Consider the following 15336-nt stretch of genomic DNA (forward strand, 5'->3'; position numbering starts at 1 on the left):
CATGGCGATCGCAGCCGTACCGGCTGCGGCCGGGAGCCCCGGCGAGCAATGGACATTTTGGATCTGCGCCACACTCGCAGTGGTGGGCGCGCTGGGTCTGATCCTGTCGCGCAAGACCGTGCACAGTGCGCTCTTCACGGCTCTCACGATGATCAACCTGGCGGTCCTCTACGTGGCCAACGAGGCACCCTTCTTGGGACTCGTCCAGGTCATCGTCTACACGGGCGCCGTCATGATGCTGTTCCTGTTCGTCATCATGTTGGTCGGGGTCGACGCGTCCGACTCTCTTGTGGAGACCCTCAAAGGACAGCGCTGGGCGGCCGGCTTGCTCATCGCCGGTTTCGCCATCCTGCTCGTCCTCACAGTGGGTACTGCGCTGACCGGGGTCGAATCAGTGGGGATGGCCGAGGCCAACGAGGAGTTCGGGGGCAATGTGCAGGGCTTGGCCCACATGATGTTCACGACCTTCCTGCTGCCCCTCGAGGTCGTCGCTGCGCTGCTCATCACTGCCGCCCTCGGGGCGCTCGTCCTCGCCCACCGCGATCACTGGGAGCCGAAGAAGAGTCAGGAGGATCTGTCTCGCGACCGGCTGCTGCGCTACGCCGATACCGGTGAACACCCAGGGCCTCTGCCCAGCCCGGGGGTGCTGGCCACCAGCAACGCGATCGGCACTCCTGCCCTGCTGCCCGACGGTTCCGCGTCCGAATTGTCGATTCCGGCACCCTTACGCGGAGAAAGCCGGACGCGGCTCGCGGTACACCCCGACGAACTCCAAGCCGACACGTCCGAGGTCCGCGAGATCAGTGAGCGCGAACAGGCCGAGCGGTCCGAAGTCCTGGCGTCCGTCGACGGCCACACCGACCTCGCGGAGGTCTATCCCGACGACGCGGACCAAGGCCCGGCCGAGTCGGGCCAAGGCCCCGAAGTGAAGGGGGAGTGATGGACCCGTCCGCCTACGTCACCCTTTCGGCGATCCTCTTCTGCATCGGTGCCATCGGTGTCCTGATCCGGCGTAACGCCATCGTGGTGTTCATGTCCGTCGAGATGATGCTCAACGCGGCGAACCTCGCATTCGTGTCCTTCGCCCGGATGCACGGCAACCTCGACGGTCAGGTCATCGCGTTCTTCGTGATGATCGTGGCCGCAGCCGAGGTCGTCGTCGGTCTGGCGATCATCATGACCATCTTCCGCACCCGGCGATCGGTCTCGATCGACGAACCCAGTCTGATGAGGAACTGATGACTCTCCTCTCCCTCGCACTTCCACTTTCGGAGGAGTCCGAGAGCGTCGAACCGATCACCGCAACGGTGACCGCGGCACAGGCCGGGGGCTACTTCCCCCTGATGTGGCTCCTGATCGCCCTCCCCGTTTTCGGTGCAGCGGTGCTCCTGCTGGGAGGTCGACGCACCAACGCGTGGGGACACCTGCTCGCCTGCCTGCTTCCGATCGGATCGTTCGTCCTCGCCTGCATCCTGCTGGTGCAGATGATGGCCAAGCCGGTGACCGAGCGGCTCGTCGTCCTCGACCTGTGGAACTGGGTCTTCGCCGGATCCTTCGACGTGGACTTCTCGCTGCGCATCGACCCATTGTCGATGGCGTTCGTCATGCTCATCACCGGGGTCGGGTCGCTGATCCACATCTACTCGATCGGGTACATGGCGCACGACCCCGACCGCCGCAAGTTCTTCGCCTATCTCAATCTGTTCGTGGCGGCCATGCTCCTGCTGGTTCTCGCCAACAACTACCTCCTGCTCTACGTCGGCTGGGAAGGTGTCGGGTTGGCGTCGTACCTGCTGATCGGGTTCTGGCAGTACAAGGACTCGGCCGCGGTGGCGGCCAAGAAGGCCTTCGTCATGAACCGTGTGGGTGACGTCGGCCTGAGCATCGCCATCATGCTGATGTTCGTCACCTTCGGCACGGTGACGTTCGAGAACGTCTTCGAGGCAGCGCCACAGGCCAGTGAGACGACACTGACCTTGATCGGGCTCACCCTGCTGCTCGCTGCCGTCGGCAAGAGCGCTCAGTTCCCTCTGCAGGCGTGGTTGCTCGACGCGATGGAGGGTCCGACCCCGGTGTCGGCGCTCATCCACGCGGCCACCATGGTCACCGCCGGGGTCTACCTCATCGTGCGCAGCAACGCGATCTTCGACCTGTCCAACACAGCCATCACCGTCGTGCTGGCCGTGGGGGTCATCACCATGATCATGGGAGCGTGGATCGCCTGCTCGAAGGACGACATCAAGAAATCGCTCGCCGGCTCGACCATGAGCCAGATCGGCTACATGTTCCTGGGCGCCGGTCTCGGCCCGGCGGGCTACGTTTTCGCCATTTTCCACCTGCTCATGCACGGCATGTTCAAGGCCGATCTGTTCCTCAGCGCGGGTTCGGTCATCCACGGGATGAAGGACGAGCAGAACATGCGTCTGTACGGCGCGCTGCGAGTGGCCATGAAGGTCACCATGGTCGCGTTCTTCTGCGGTTTCCTCGGCATCTCCGGTCTGCCCCCCTTCGATTCTTGGTTCTCGAAGGACGCCATCATCGACACAGCGCTCGGGGTCAACCTCTTCGCGGGTCTGTGTGCGCTCGGCGCGGCCGGACTCACGGCGTTCTACATGACCCGCATGCTCGCCATGACGTTCTTCGGTAGCCCCCGCTGGGAGGACGACACTCATCCTCACGAGTCCCCGGCCGTCATGACGGTCCCCATGTTGATCCTGTCCGTGGGAGCCGTCGCCGGTGGCTTGTTCTTCGTGTACGTCGCGCCCATCGAAGAATGGTTGACTCCCATCACCGGATTCGAGTCCGCCCATCCGCCGATCCCCGAGATCTGGCTGAAGGTCATCAGCATCGCGATCGCGGTGATCGGGATCGGCCTCGGATGGCGTAAGTACGCCCGCGACGACGTTCCGCGCGTGGCACCCCAACAGGTCAGCGTGCTCACCACGGCGGGACGCAACAACCTCTACGATGACGCGGTCAACGAGGCCCTGTTCATGCGTCCCGGCCAATACGTCACCCGGTGGCTGGTGTGGTTCGACAACCGCACCGTGGACGGTGCTGTGCGCGGCATCGCCTCCGGCGTCGGTGGCCTGGGTGAGCGACTCAAGACCGTTCAGACCGGCTTCGCGCGTTCCTACGCGCTCTCGATGGTCGGTGGTGCGTTGCTCTTGGGTGTCGTGTTCGTGGCTGCGAGGTGGTTGTGATGGCTATCCTCACCATCCTCGCGCTGGTGCCGCTGATCGGTTCGCTGGTCGTCGGCTTCGTCCCCGCGGCCCCGGTCCGCTCCAAGCAGATCGCCTTGTTGTTCGCCGCCGCCACATTCGCCATCGCGGTGATCGTGATCACCCAGTACGACGCAGGTGCCCCGGAACAGTTCCAGCTCGTGGAGCAGTACGACTGGATCCCCACCCTGGGAATCAGCTTCTCGCTCGGGGTCGACGGTCTCGGCCTGATCATGATCTTCCTGGCGACCCTGCTGACACCGCTGGTCATGGTCGCCTGCTGGAACGACGTCGAGGATTCGGCCGCCCAGGGAGGTGACCAAGAGGTCGGGCAGGTTCGTGGCTACTTGGCGCTGATGCTGCTGATGCTGGCTATGACCGTCACCTTGTTCACGGCCCTCGACGTGTTCTTGTTCTACTTCCTGTTCGAGGCCGTCCTCATCCCGGTGTATTTCATGATCGGGCGGTTCGGCACCGGACGCCGCACCTACGCGGCCGTGAAGTTCTTGGTCTTCAGTCTGCTCGGTGGCCTCGTCATGCTCGCCGCCTTGGCGCTGCTTTGGTACGTCTCTCTGGATGCCCTCGGCGGGCCCAATCTCTTCCTTCCCGATCTCATGGCGATCGACATCGATCCCACCATGCAGACATGGCTGTTCTGGGGCTTCTTCATCGCCTTCGCGATCAAGGCCCCGATGTGGCCGGTGCACACTTGGCTGCCAGACGCCGCCGGGTCCAGCACCCCGGGAACCGCCATCCTCCTGATCGGTGTTCTCGACAAGTTGGGCACGTTCGGCATGCTGCGGTTCTGTCTGCCGCTCTTCCCTGAGGCAGCCCAGGATGCCGCACCCGTCATCATCGCGCTGTCGGTGATCAGCATCTTCTACGGCGGTTTGGTGGCCATCGGACAGACCGACATGAAGCGACTGTTCGGGTATGTGTCGATCTCGCACTTCGGCTTCATCGTTCTGGGAATCTTCGTGTTCACCACCCAGGCGCAAGTCGGGTCGGCGTTCTACATGCTGGGCCACGGCATCAGCACTGCCCTGTTGTTCATGGTCGCCGGGTACATGATCACGCGCCAGAAGACCGCCAACATCGGCGACTACGGCGGTGTGTCCAAGGTCGCTCCGGTGCTCGCCGGCTCTTTCCTCTTCGCCGGACTCACGGCTCTGGCACTTCCCGGGCTGAGCACGTTCCTGTCGGAGTTCCTCGTCCTGGTGGGGGCATTCACGCGCTATCCCTGGGTAGCGGCATTCGCCACACTGGGCATCATCCTCGCGGCGGTCTACGTGCTCCTGCTCTACCAGCGGACCATGACGGGCCCGCCGGTCGAGCGAGTCAAGGGAATGGTCGATCTCAACGCTCGCGAGAAGATCGCGATCGCGCCGTTGATCGCTGTCGTAATATTCCTCGGGTTCTACCCCGCACCTGCTCTGGATGTGCTGGATCCCTACGTGGCCGACGTGATGGCCCAAGTCGGTACCACCGACCCGGCCCCGGTCCTACCGGACGCGAGCGAAGGGAGCCAGCCATGACAGACGTCACGTTCCCCGCCATCGCGTGGCAGCAGTTGGCACCGATCATCATCGTGCTGGCCGCTGGAGCGATCGGTGTCCTGGTCGAAGCATTCGCTCCCCGCACCAGCCGCCGCCCCATCCAGTTGTGGTTGACCTTCGCGGCACTGATTGCCTCCTTCGCCACGGTCGTAATCGCGGCCGGTTCGTTCGAGACGGTTGTGGATGGTTCGGCTGCCATCGACGGGCCGGGACTGTTCTTGATGGGAGCCGTCCTCCTGGCCGCCCTACTCTCCGGCCTTCTCATGGCTGAACGTCATGTCGATCCCAGTGGCGACGCCTTCGCTGCCCGGGCATCGGCCATGCCCGGCTCCGAGGACGAGCGGCAATTCACGGCGCGGGGATACCTCCAAACCGACATCTGGCCCCTCCTGCTGTTCAGCACCGGTGGCATGATGCTGTTCGTCTCGGCCAACGACCTGCTGTTGATGTTCATCGGCCTTGAGATCATGAGCCTGCCGTTGTACCTGCTGGCGGGCATGGCGCGTCGGCGCCGACTGCTCAGCCAAGAGGCCGCCATCAAGTACTTCTTGCTCGGTGCGTTCTCGTCGGCGTTCTTCCTTTACGGAGCGGCGCTGGTCTACGGATTCGCGGGAACGGTCTCGCTGGGGGGCATCGCCGATGCCGTCACCGGGCAGCCGCAGTTGAGCGGCCTCTTGCTCGGCGGGATCGCACTGATGAGCGTGGGCCTGCTGTTCAAGGTCGCCGCCGTGCCCTTCCATTCCTGGGCACCCGACGTGTACCAAGGCTCACCGACTCCGGTGACGGCCTTCATGGCCTCCGGCGTCAAGGTGGCCGCGTTCGGGGCGATGCTGCGGCTGTTCTACGTCGCCTTCGGTGGGTCGGCCTGGGACTGGCGACCCGCCTTCTGGGTGATCGCGGTACTCACGTTCTTCGTCGGCGCCATGATCGCCCTGGCCCAAAGCGACATCAAGCGCATGCTGGCCTACTCGTCGATCGCGCACGCGGGATTCCTGCTGCTCGGCGTCATCGCCGTGACCCCCGATGCATTGTCCTCGACCTTGTTCTACCTGCTCACGTATGCGCTGGCGACCGTCGGTGCATTCGCCGTGGTGATGCTCATCCGGGACGACACCGGCGAGACGAGTGCGCTGGACGCCTGGCGCGGGCTCGGACGCCGACACCCCATGCTCGCGGGTGCGTTCACCTTGTTCCTCCTGTCGTTCGCCGGTATCCCGCTGACTGCCGGCTTCGTCGGGAAGTTCGCCGTGTTCTCGTCTGCGGCCGCCGCCGGCGAAGGGTGGCTGGTACTCCTCGCGGTGATCGCGAGCGCCATCGCGGCGTTCTTCTACCTGCGCGTTGTCGTCGTGATGTTCTTCTCCGATCCCGTCGGCGACGGGCCCGCGGTCGCGGTACCCAGCTGGGCCACCCGGGCCACCATCACAGTGGCGGCGGCGGTCACCCTCGTGTTGGGGATCTTCCCGCAGCCCCTGCTCGACCTGGCGTCGAACGCCGACATCTTCGTCCGCTGAGCAGTGCCTCCGACTAGGGAGTTGCCCGACCCAGAACCTGATGACGAGCCGGATAACGGAACAGTCGCTATGGGTGACGGTTGTTCCCCTGACCCGCGCGGGTCGATAGCGTGACGGAATCCGACCGTCGATGCAGGGAGATTCCATGCGCAAGTCCGTGATCGCACTGACCGCGACACCATTCCTGGTGTTCGCGCTGTCATCGTGCTCCAGTACCACAACCACAACCACACCCACACCGGCGAGCAGCCCCGCCGCGGAGTCTCCGGCCGCAGGCGGCTCCGACGCCCAGTCGAAGGTCACTGCCTACTGCGAGAAGGTCAAGGAACTCTCACAGCGGGCCAAAGACCTGCAGGCCAATCCCGATCAGGCCAAAGCCGAGGAGTTGCAGAAGGAAGCCCAGGCGCTGTCTGGTCAGGCGCAGGAACTCGCCGGTGCCGTCATGTCCGATCCCTCGCTCGCGCAGGAGATCCTGGAGTGCAGCCAGCAGGCCAGCGACGTCCTGCAGAGCGGCTGAGCCTTTTCACCAGCTGTCTGATCAACCGACCAGTTCGCGTGACGGTCCGTCCTACCGGGGGCGGGCCGTCACGCATTTCCGGTCGAATGTGTTTCCCCTTTCCCGCCCAGGTCGATAGCGTGACGAAGACCCGTCGATGCAGGGAGAATCCATGCGCAAGTCCGTGATCGCTCTGGCCGCAACACCGATCCTCGTGTTGGGGCTGTCCTCTTGCTCTGGTAGCCCCGATGCCCAGGCGAAGGTCGACGAGTACTGCCAGAAGGTCAAGGAACTCTCCCAGCAGGCCAAGGTGCTGGACGGCAACACCAAGCAGGCTGAGGCCAAGAAACTCCAGAAGGACGCGGAGGCCCTGGCCGGCCAGGCCTCCGAACTTGCCGGCGCGGTGATCTCCGATCCGCTACTGGCCCAACAGATCCTCGAATGCAGCCAACAGGCTGCCGAGATTCTGCAGCAGGGCAGCTAACCCCGGATCCGTCGATCCCTCGGCTGCTGCGCGCCACCATCGCGGCGCGCTGGCGGCGTTGCAGTCGGTCAACCAGCGGCCCACACGTGGTCGAGCGTTCGTGGATCTCTTGACGGGAAATCCTCCGTGCCCCGGCTGATCCGGCTACCGTTGTGCTGCCGACCCCGGCGCCTGACCGCCGTCCCGATGCAGGGAGATCACATGCGCAAGTCCACCCTCGCCCTGGCCGCGACTCCGTTCCTGGTTGTTGCGCTTGCCTCCTGTAGCAGCAGCACCTCCGGCAGCGGTGGTTCCTCCGCCCCGCCCGAGGTCCCCCCGTCGGAGATCGCGAACACCGAGAACGAAGCCAAGGTCGATGCGTTCTGCGACCAGGTCGACGCTGTTCTCGCCGAGGCGAAGAAGCTCACCGAGGACGCACAGAAGGCAGACGGGCCCACCGGGACGATGACCAAGGAGCAGACAGCGAAGATCAAGGCCGAGGTCAAGAAGCTCAGTGACCAAGCCAAGGCGTTGGCGCCAGTCGTGATCGCGGAGCCTCAACTGACCGAGAAGGTCACCGAGTGCGCCACGAATCTGCAGGACGCGTCGCTCGGAGGCTGACCTCGAATGGGTGGAAGTCCGCCGGACCCCCTACCCTCGTGTCATGACCAACTCCAAGTTACGGACTTCGGTGGGTTTCCCCCTGCCGAGTCCGCAGCTCGAGAGTAGGTTGCTGCACGGCCTGGCCGCCGTCGAGGAACAACTCGCCGATGCGGTCAAGAGCAGTGATGACTTTGTGTCCGAGGCTTCACGGCACCTGGTCTCCGCCGGCGGCAAGCGGTTTCGACCTCTGCTGACCCTCCTGTCGGCGGAGTACGGCGACTACGCCGCCCCCGGGGTCATCCCGTCGGCCGTGGTCGTGGAGTTGACCCATCTCGCGACCCTCTATCACGACGATGTGATGGACGAGGCCCCGAGACGCCGAGGCGCGGAATCCGCCAACTCCCGGTGGGGTAACACCGTCGCGATCCTCACCGGCGATTTCCTGTTCGCGCGTGCCTCGGACATCCTGGCCGACCTCGGCCCGGAGGCGGTGCGGCTCCAAGCGCGTACTTTCGAGCGTCTCTGCGTCGGTCAGATCCGAGAGACGATGGGGCCTGGCCCAGGTGACAGCCCCGTTGATCACCATCTCGCCGTCCTGGCCGACAAGACCGGCAGCCTCATCGCCACCTCAGCGCGGTTCGGTGCCCTGCAGTCCGGGGCAGACGACTTCATCGTCGACGCGCTCACGCGGTACGGCGAACGAATCGGGGTGGCTTTCCAACTCGCTGACGACCTGGTGGACATCACCAGCGACTCGTCGGATTCAGGCAAGACCCCCGGCACCGATCTCCGCGAAGGTATCGCCACCTTGCCCGGACTGCTGGTTCTGGAACGTGACGACGGCAGTCGGCTCGCCGACCTGCTGAGCCGACCGCTCCCCGATGATCGGGAACACGCTGAAGCGCTCGCTCTCCTGCGGGCGGACCCGGCACTCGCCCAGGCGCAGGCCCAGGCGCAACTGTGGGCGGCCGAGGCGCGGGAGTGCCTGGCGCCGTTGCCTGATCTCCCGGCGACTGCCGCGCTGTCGTCACTGTGTGACTACGTGGTGGCTCGCACCGGATGACGGTGGAGCCGCGCTTGTCGCCGCTGATTACAGACCCATCAGTCGGGTAGCCAGATCGGTCATCACCTCGGTCGCGCCGCCGCCGATGCCAAGGATGCGGACATCGCGGTAGTGCCTTTCGACCTCGGTGCCGGTCATGTATCCCGCGCCGCCGAACAACTGCACGGCCCGGTCGGCGACATACTCGCCGGCGGCCACACCTGTGGTCTTGGCCAGGAGAGCGGGTAGCAGCACTTGTTGGCCGTCCGCATGCCGGGCTGCCACGTCGCGGCAGTAGACCCGAGCGATGTCGGTCTGTCGATGCATCTCGGCCAGCATGTGGCGAACCACCTGTCTCGTGACCAGCGGGCGTCCGAAGGTCTCGCGGTCGCGCACCCAGGCCGTGCTGAGGTCCAGACAGCGCTGCGCCGTGGCGTATCCGGTCACAGCCAGCGTCAAGCGCTCCGTGACGAAGTGTCGGGCCAAGGACGCGAATCCCTGCTCGAACCCGAGCACGTTCGCAGCCGGCACACTCACATCGGAGAACGAGATCTCGGCGGTGTCGCTGCAGCGCCAGCCCATCTTGTCCAGTTTCCGGGTGATCGAGAAGCCGGGAGTGTCGGTCGGAACGGCGATCAACGAGATACCTTCCGCTCCCTCACCTCCGGTGCGAGCGGCGACCACAACGTGGTCTGCGCGGGTCGCGGAAGTGATGTAGGTCTTGGCCCCGTTCAACACCACTCTGTCGCCGTCGCGCGCCGCGGTGGTCCGCAGCCGGGCAACGTCGGAGCCACCGTCCGGTTCGGTCACCCCCAGCGACGCGACCACTTCCCCGGCCAGGACCGGTCGGACGAACCGCTCCAGCAGGTAAGTGGCGCCGGCCTCGTCACCTGACTCCCGACGGCGAAGTACCTCGTCACTGACATGAGGTGTCGCGATGCCATGCGTCAGCATCCCAGCGACAACCCCACCGGTTCCGCCGCCCGCGAGAACCTCCTCGATGATGATCGTCATATCGACCGTGTCTCCGCCGGATCCTCCGACTTCCTCGGGGAAACCAACCCCCAGAAGTCCGAGGGAGGCCGCCTCCTTCTGCAGACTGAGCGGCATCTCGCCGTTGGCCTCCCACTCGTCCACGTGTGGAGCGATGTGGTCGGTCGTGAAAGCCCGCACGGTGGCGGCGAGTGCTGCGCGCTCGGGTGTGCGAAAGGGATCGGTGGTCATAGGGGGAACCTACGGGGCACCGCACGCTCGCGCACCGCGCTATGCCGGGATGTGGTCAGGGACACGCGGATGTCGGGCGGGTTGCAGGTCCGCCGGCGGCTGCGGTTCATGTCGGGAGCTGGGCCGAGTTCCGCGCAGTCATGAAGCGGGAGCGACAGAAGGCGTCGGGTCAGGTCCGAACAACTCGCCTGAGCGCAGGGCCGCGATGCTGCGTACGGCGATCCCGACAAGGAACAGCGTGACGGCTGCGATGAGGGTCCAGGCCAGCCACGTGGCCCAGGCGGCGTCGGTGGTGTGCAGCCAGCGCAGCCCATAGGCCACCGCAGCGCAATACGAGAAGGTGAACGCCCAGAAACCGGCCGAGAAGCGCAGACTGCGGTACAGGGACAGGAGTCTCACCTGCACCAAGACCATCAGCACCGCGAATCCGGCCAACACGTATTGGATGCTGTCGGTCACACCCCCGTTCATCACGAACCAGGCGTTGCCGGCGACTACCGAGGGGGCCACGTCGATGGCCAGGGTCGGGACCAGGGCGGGCGGAAGCGATTCGACCACGAAGTTGCGGTTGTTGATGATGGACCCGAGCAGGAGCCACGCGATTCCGCCCAGCCCGAACGCCATGAGCGCCAGTTCCGGATACCCGAGGGCGCCCAGTGCTGTTGCGGTGATGAGCCCCGCGGCGACAGTTGGCAGGTAGTAGGCCGAGTTCAATGCGCGCTCGGGAACTCCGTGTCCCACCCATCGACCGGTCAACCAGGCTCCCAGGAGCAGTGCGGTCGCCGCACCCACGACGGTGAGGACCAGAGAAGCCGGAACAGACCAGTGGTGGACTTCAGGGGCCAGCACGACGAGCGTCACAGGGATCAGGGCAAGGAATGGCGCGGTGACGGGGTGGGTCAACTCGGCAGTCAGGGACGTCTTCCGGGAGATCAGTCGGCGCGCGTACAGGGTCACCAGGACTAGCCACACGGCCAGAGTGAGCAGCGCCAGCAAGCCCGGCAAGACGTCAGGGGCCGCGAAATCGTCGGCGGCCACTCGCCACACCGACGTCAGTCCGGCCAGCCCGAAGGAGATGGAGAAGGCCGTCGCCGGGATGTCCAACTGCGAATGCCCCACATCGCGAGCCTAGTGCTCGTGCCTCTTGTTCCTCTCGGTTACGCAGTGACCGGGAACTGTGTGGCGGCGCCCGATGGACGAGTCAGGTGACCACCCAGGTATCGCGACCGGCGAGCAGAGCCGCAAGATCCTGGTCCGAGGCGGCCGACCCGGCGGCGGCGTTCTGTTCGCGCACGAGCCGGTCGTAGGAGGGCCGTTGTACATCGCGGAAGATCCCGATGGCGGTCTTGTCGAGCGTGCCCGGGTCCACGAGCCGGGACAGCGCGAAGGCGACACCGGGGTCGTCGGCCGCGGGGTTGTGCACGATGAGTTCCGATTCCCCGACGTCGGCCACTTCGACGACCTTGACGTGCCCGTCGCGATCTCGGATCACGCCCCGATGCCCGTCGATCCCGAATCGGATCGGTTCCCCTGCCCGCAGGCGGATCAGATGCTCGTCCTTGATGCCCGCATCTTTCAGCGGCTCGAACGCCCCATCGTTGAAGATGTTGCAGTTCTGGTAGATCTCCACCAACGCCGAACCCTCGTGTGCCGCGGCTGCCCCCAGGACAGCGGTCAGATGTTTGCGATCCGAGTCGATGGTGCGCGCCACGAACGTGGCTTCGGCGCCGAGCGCCAGCGACACCGGGTTGAAGGGGTAGTCGACAGAGCCCATGGGGGTTGATTTCGTGATCTTGCCGGCCTCGGAGGTCGGCGAGTATTGGCCCTTGGTCAGGCCGTAGATCCGGTTGTTGAACAGCAGGATCTTGAGATTCACGTTGCGTCGCAGGGCGTGGATGAGGTGGTTGCCACCGATGGACAGGGAGTCGCCGTCGCCGGTGATGACCCAGACGGACAGGTCGGGGCGGCTGACGGACAGTCCGGTGGCGATGGCCGGTGCGCGGCCGTGGATCGAATGCAGTCCGTAGGTGTTCAGGTAGTACGGGAACCGACTGGAGCAGCCGATCCCGGAGACGAAGACGATGTTCTCGCGACGCAGTCCCAGACTCGGCAGGAACCCTTGGACAGCGGCGAGTATCGCGTAGTCGCCGCACCCTGGGCACCAGCGGACTTCTTGGTCGCTCTTGAACTGTTTCGCCGACAGCGGTTCATCGGACTTGGGGACCAAGTCGAGGGCGGGCAGCTCGGTGGCGGTCATGTCAGGCTCCGTTCGGCGAGGCCGGTGATGTCGGGTTGGTCCTGGCCGATCTCGCTGCGGATCACGTCAGCCAGATCCTCCGAGCGGAAGGGCAGCCCCCGCACCTGGTTGTAGGGGAGGGCATCGACGAGGTAGCGCCCGCGGATCAGCAGCGCCAACTGACCGAGGTTCATCTCCGGGATGATGACCCGCCGGTAGCGGCGCAGCACCTCGGCGGTGTTGGCGGGAAACGGATTCAGGTGGCGCAGATGCGCGTGAGCCACCTGCAGACCGTCGTCGCGCACGAGCCGGCAAGCCGCTGCTATCGGGCCGTAGGTAGAGCCCCAACCCAACACGAGCACGTCGGCCTCGCTGCTGGGATCGTCGACCGCGAGGGGCGGGATGTCGTCGGCGATGCCGTCGATTTTCGCTTGGCGAGTCCGCACCATGAAGTCGTGGTTGGCGGGGTCATAGGAAATGTCGCCCGTGATGTCGGCCTTCTCGAGGCCGCCGATGCGGTGCTCCAGGCCGGTGGTGCCCGGAACGGCCCATGGGCGGGCGAGTGTCTCCGGATCACGCTTGAACGGGTGGAACACGGCGGTTGCCGTCAGTGTCGGTGTCGTTGGGCTCCGTGGTGAAACTCACCGAGAGGTCGGGCAGTGCGTCGACGTCAGGGATCCGCCACGGTTCGGCGCCGTTGGCCAGATAGCCGTCGGACAGGACCAAGACGGGGGTCCGGTACTTCGTCGCGATCCGCACGGCCTCGAGCGCGGCGTAGAAGCAGTCGCCGGGGGACTGGGGCGCGATGATCGGTACCGGCGCTTCGCCGTTTCGCCCGAACATGGCTTGCAGCAGGTCGGCTTGTTCGGTCTTGGTCGGCAGCCCGGTGGACGGGCCGCCGCGCTGCACGTCGATCACGATCAGGGGGAGTTCCAGCGCAACGGCGAGGCCCAGTGTCTCGGACTTCAAGGCCAATCCCGGTCCGCTGGTGGTGGTGACGCCGATCGACCCGCCGTAGGCGGCCCCCAGCGCGGCACCGATGCCGGCGATCTCATCCTCGGCCTGGAACGTGGTCACGCCGAAGCGCTTGTGCTTGGCCAACTCGTGCAAGATGTCCGAGGCGGGGGTGATCGGATAGGAGCCGAGGAACATCCCGATGCCGCTGTGTTGGGCTGCGGCAACGAGACCATAGGCGAGGGCCAGGTTGCCGGTGATGTTGCGGTAGATGCCGGTCGGGACCTCCGCCCGCCGCACCTCGTACTGGACGGCGAATGTCTCCGTGGTCTCCCCGAACGACCACCCGGCCTCGAAGGCAGCCAGATTGGCCGCCAGGATCTCCGGCTTCTTGGCGAACTTGTCGTCGAGGAATGCCTTGGTCTGATCGGTCGGCCGGTCGTAGAGCCACGACAGCAAGCCGAGCGCGAACATGTTCTTGGCCCGCTCGGCCTCCTTCTTGGAGATGTCGAAGGGCTCCAGCGCTCCGACGGTCAGCGAGGTCAGGGGGATCGGGTGCACGCTGTAGGAGTCCAACGAACCATCCGTGAGCGGATCCGTGTCGTACCCGACCTTCTGCGTCGCTCGCTTGGTGAACTCGTCGGTGTTGACGATGACGGTGCCGCCGCGGCCCAGATCAGCGATGTTCGCCTTGAGTGCGGCCGGATTCATGGCCACCAGCACATCGGGGGAGTCGCCCGGGGTCATGATGTCGTGATCGGCGAAATGGATCTGGAAGGCCGACACACCAGGGAGCGTCCCGGCGGGTGCGCGGATCTCGGCGGGGAAGTCGGGCAGGGTCGACAGGTCATTGCCGAACGAGGCAGTGGCGGAGGTGAAGCGGTCTCCGGTCAGTTGCATGCCGTCGCCGGAGTCGCCCGCGAACCGAATGATGACGTCGCTGCGTTCGATGCGTTCCTTGGCCACGGTCATCCTTCGGACCCGGGGCCGAGTGGGCCCGGATATTGGTCGTCGGTCGGCGAGCCCACGAGAGGTACGGCCACCCGCGAGATCAGTTGCGGCTCTCGCGAGGGCAGTTCCACACCCGCGAGGGCACGTGCAATTGTGCCCCACTTCCCGCGTCGGCCCAACCCAGCGTGTCTGAGGGTCGAGGTGACGTACACCACCTCCGGGGCCCGAGCGGATGCGGTCAGCGCCCGAGCGGATGCGGTCAGCGCCCGAGCGGATGCGATCAGCGGTAGTTCGTGAACTGGACCGGGAAGTCCAGATCTTCCTGCTTGACCAGAGCGATGACTGCCTGCAGATCGTCGCGCTTCTTACCGGAGACGCGCAGTTCGTCACCCTGGATCTGCGGCTTGACCCCCTTGGGTCCGGAGTCGCGGATGATCTTCGCCAGCTTCTTGGCCTGCTCGGCGGTGAGCCCGGACTGCAATGACGCCGAGATCTTGTACTCCTTGCCGGACAGTCGAGGCTCACCGGACTCGAGGGCCTTGAGGCTGATCGAGCGCTTGACCAGCTTGTCCTTGAACACATCCAAGGCGGCGAGGGCTCGCTCCTCGGTGCCGGCGGTGATCTCGACACTGAGGTCACCGGTCCACTCGATCCCGGCCCCCGTGTTCTTGAAGTCGAAGCGGGTGCGCAGTTCCTTCTGCGCTTGGTTCAGCGCGTTGTCGACCTCCTGCCGCTCCACCTTGGACACGATGTCGAAACTGCTGTCTGCCATGAGAACCGCCTTCCGGAAAACGCCGCGAGGCCCATTGTGGCAGCGCGACCGTAGCTGGGGTCGGGACCCCTGCTACCCTGAGCGCGGTCGTCAACCGACAACGGCGGGTTGCCCGAGCGGCCAAAGGGAGCAGACTGTAAATCTGCCGGCTCTGCCTTCAGTGGTTCGAATCCACTACCCGCCACCATCGGAATCCTGAACATCCCCTGCGGGGGCGTGGCGAGTGTGCCTCGCATAGGCCTCTAGCCTGGAAGGCAGTAACCGGTTCGGGGCCACTCGGCCGGTGGGGTTCTATCCGGGAGGTTCG

Annotated in this window: 15 protein-coding genes and 1 tRNA gene; 10 read left to right on the forward strand and 6 right to left on the reverse strand. The window is 65.3% G+C overall.

Annotated features, from left to right (window positions below; genetic code table 11):
* The first annotated feature begins 1 nt into the window (after position 1).
* From V9E98_11285 to V9E98_11325, 9 genes are all read left to right on the forward strand, one after another.
* Positions 2 to 940 (forward strand): NADH-quinone oxidoreductase subunit J, encoded by a 939-nt coding sequence (locus V9E98_11285; protein ID MEI2717561.1) that lies wholly within the window; start codon positions 2 to 4, stop codon positions 938 to 940.
* Positions 940 to 1239 carry an NADH-quinone oxidoreductase subunit NuoK gene (nuoK, locus tag V9E98_11290; GenBank protein MEI2717562.1) on the forward strand — a complete coding sequence of 100 codons (300 nt, stop codon included), beginning with the start codon at positions 940 to 942 and terminating at the stop codon, positions 1237 to 1239. Before V9E98_11285 ends, nuoK begins: the two co-directional genes overlap by 1 nt.
* A complete protein-coding gene (gene nuoL / locus V9E98_11295; protein MEI2717563.1) occupies positions 1239 to 3203 on the forward strand; it encodes an NADH-quinone oxidoreductase subunit L in 1965 nt (654 codons plus the stop codon). The genes nuoK and nuoL overlap by 1 nt, the downstream gene beginning before the upstream one ends.
* Positions 3203 to 4756: an NADH-quinone oxidoreductase subunit M gene (locus V9E98_11300; GenBank protein ID MEI2717564.1), complete on the forward strand. Its 1554-nt coding sequence runs from the start codon at positions 3203 to 3205 to the stop codon at positions 4754 to 4756. Before nuoL ends, V9E98_11300 begins: the two co-directional genes overlap by 1 nt.
* The gene (gene nuoN / locus V9E98_11305) at positions 4753 to 6288 is read left to right on the forward strand and encodes an NADH-quinone oxidoreductase subunit NuoN (protein MEI2717565.1); all 1536 of its coding nucleotides are present in this window, start codon (positions 4753 to 4755) and stop codon (positions 6286 to 6288) included. The genes V9E98_11300 and nuoN overlap by 4 nt, the downstream gene beginning before the upstream one ends.
* 145 nt (positions 6289 to 6433) lie before the next feature.
* Positions 6434 to 6805 carry a hypothetical protein gene (locus V9E98_11310; GenBank protein MEI2717566.1) on the forward strand — a complete coding sequence of 124 codons (372 nt, stop codon included), beginning with the start codon at positions 6434 to 6436 and terminating at the stop codon, positions 6803 to 6805.
* Between the two features lie 151 nt (positions 6806 to 6956).
* A complete protein-coding gene (locus V9E98_11315) occupies positions 6957 to 7268 on the forward strand; it encodes a hypothetical protein (GenBank protein MEI2717567.1) in 312 nt (103 codons plus the stop codon).
* A 201-nt stretch (positions 7269 to 7469) separates the two neighbouring features.
* Entirely contained in the window at positions 7470 to 7868 is a 399-nt protein-coding gene (locus V9E98_11320; GenBank protein ID MEI2717568.1) for a hypothetical protein, read from the forward strand.
* A 43-nt stretch (positions 7869 to 7911) separates the two neighbouring features.
* Positions 7912 to 8913, forward strand: a complete 1002-nt coding sequence (locus V9E98_11325) for a polyprenyl synthetase family protein (protein ID MEI2717569.1) — start codon at positions 7912 to 7914, stop codon at positions 8911 to 8913.
* A gap of 27 nt (positions 8914 to 8940) precedes the next feature.
* On the opposite strand, the gene V9E98_11330 is transcribed toward V9E98_11325, so the two are convergent.
* From V9E98_11330 to V9E98_11355, 6 genes are all read right to left on the reverse strand, one after another.
* Positions 8941 to 10116, reverse strand: coding sequence for an acyl-CoA dehydrogenase family protein (locus tag V9E98_11330; GenBank protein ID MEI2717570.1), 1176 nt, complete (start codon positions 10114 to 10116; stop codon positions 8941 to 8943).
* 138 nt (positions 10117 to 10254) lie between these two features.
* The gene (locus V9E98_11335) at positions 10255 to 11235 is read right to left on the reverse strand and encodes a hypothetical protein (GenBank protein ID MEI2717571.1); all 981 of its coding nucleotides are present in this window, start codon (positions 11233 to 11235) and stop codon (positions 10255 to 10257) included.
* A gap of 82 nt (positions 11236 to 11317) precedes the next feature.
* The gene (locus tag V9E98_11340) at positions 11318 to 12373 is read right to left on the reverse strand and encodes a 2-oxoacid:ferredoxin oxidoreductase subunit beta (protein MEI2717572.1); all 1056 of its coding nucleotides are present in this window, start codon (positions 12371 to 12373) and stop codon (positions 11318 to 11320) included.
* On the reverse strand, positions 12370 to 12948 hold the full coding sequence (locus V9E98_11345) for a hypothetical protein (protein ID MEI2717573.1): 579 nt from the start codon (positions 12946 to 12948) through the stop codon (positions 12370 to 12372). Before V9E98_11345 ends, V9E98_11340 begins: the two co-directional genes overlap by 4 nt.
* Entirely contained in the window at positions 12926 to 14272 is a 1347-nt protein-coding gene (locus V9E98_11350) for a 2-oxoacid:acceptor oxidoreductase subunit alpha (GenBank protein MEI2717574.1), read from the reverse strand. Before V9E98_11350 ends, V9E98_11345 begins: the two co-directional genes overlap by 23 nt.
* Positions 14273 to 14537: 265 nt before the next feature.
* Positions 14538 to 15029, reverse strand: a complete 492-nt coding sequence (locus tag V9E98_11355; GenBank protein ID MEI2717575.1) for a YajQ family cyclic di-GMP-binding protein — start codon at positions 15027 to 15029, stop codon at positions 14538 to 14540.
* Between the two features lie 102 nt (positions 15030 to 15131).
* Between V9E98_11355 and V9E98_11360 the strand changes: the two genes are divergently transcribed.
* Positions 15132 to 15216 (forward strand) — tRNA-Tyr (locus V9E98_11360).
* Positions 15217 to 15336 lie beyond the last annotated feature (120 nt).

Source organism: Candidatus Nanopelagicales bacterium (assembly GCA_037045355.1).
Classification (GTDB): domain Bacteria; phylum Actinomycetota; class Actinomycetes; order S36-B12.

What these genes read in the sequence shown, in the direction of transcription:
- V9E98_11315 (MEI2717567.1), top strand. Translation starts at nt 6,957, where the DNA reads ATGCGCAAGTCCGTGATCGCTCTGGCCGCAACACCGATCCTCGTGTTG.
- nuoN (MEI2717565.1), top strand. Translation starts at nt 4,753, where the DNA reads ATGACAGACGTCACGTTCCCCGCCATCGCGTGGCAGCAGTTGGCACCG.
- V9E98_11285 (MEI2717561.1), top strand. Translation starts at nt 2, where the DNA reads ATGGCGATCGCAGCCGTACCGGCTGCGGCCGGGAGCCCCGGCGAGCAA.
- V9E98_11330 (MEI2717570.1), bottom strand. Translation starts at nt 10,116, where the DNA reads ATGACCACCGATCCCTTTCGCACACCCGAGCGCGCAGCACTCGCCGCC.
- nuoK (MEI2717562.1), top strand. Translation starts at nt 940, where the DNA reads ATGGACCCGTCCGCCTACGTCACCCTTTCGGCGATCCTCTTCTGCATC.
- V9E98_11310 (MEI2717566.1), top strand. Translation starts at nt 6,434, where the DNA reads ATGCGCAAGTCCGTGATCGCACTGACCGCGACACCATTCCTGGTGTTC.
- V9E98_11300 (MEI2717564.1), top strand. Translation starts at nt 3,203, where the DNA reads ATGGCTATCCTCACCATCCTCGCGCTGGTGCCGCTGATCGGTTCGCTG.
- nuoL (MEI2717563.1), top strand. Translation starts at nt 1,239, where the DNA reads ATGACTCTCCTCTCCCTCGCACTTCCACTTTCGGAGGAGTCCGAGAGC.
- V9E98_11340 (MEI2717572.1), bottom strand. Translation starts at nt 12,373, where the DNA reads ATGACCGCCACCGAGCTGCCCGCCCTCGACTTGGTCCCCAAGTCCGAT.
- V9E98_11355 (MEI2717575.1), bottom strand. Translation starts at nt 15,029, where the DNA reads ATGGCAGACAGCAGTTTCGACATCGTGTCCAAGGTGGAGCGGCAGGAG.
- V9E98_11325 (MEI2717569.1), top strand. Translation starts at nt 7,912, where the DNA reads ATGACCAACTCCAAGTTACGGACTTCGGTGGGTTTCCCCCTGCCGAGT.
- V9E98_11320 (MEI2717568.1), top strand. Translation starts at nt 7,470, where the DNA reads ATGCGCAAGTCCACCCTCGCCCTGGCCGCGACTCCGTTCCTGGTTGTT.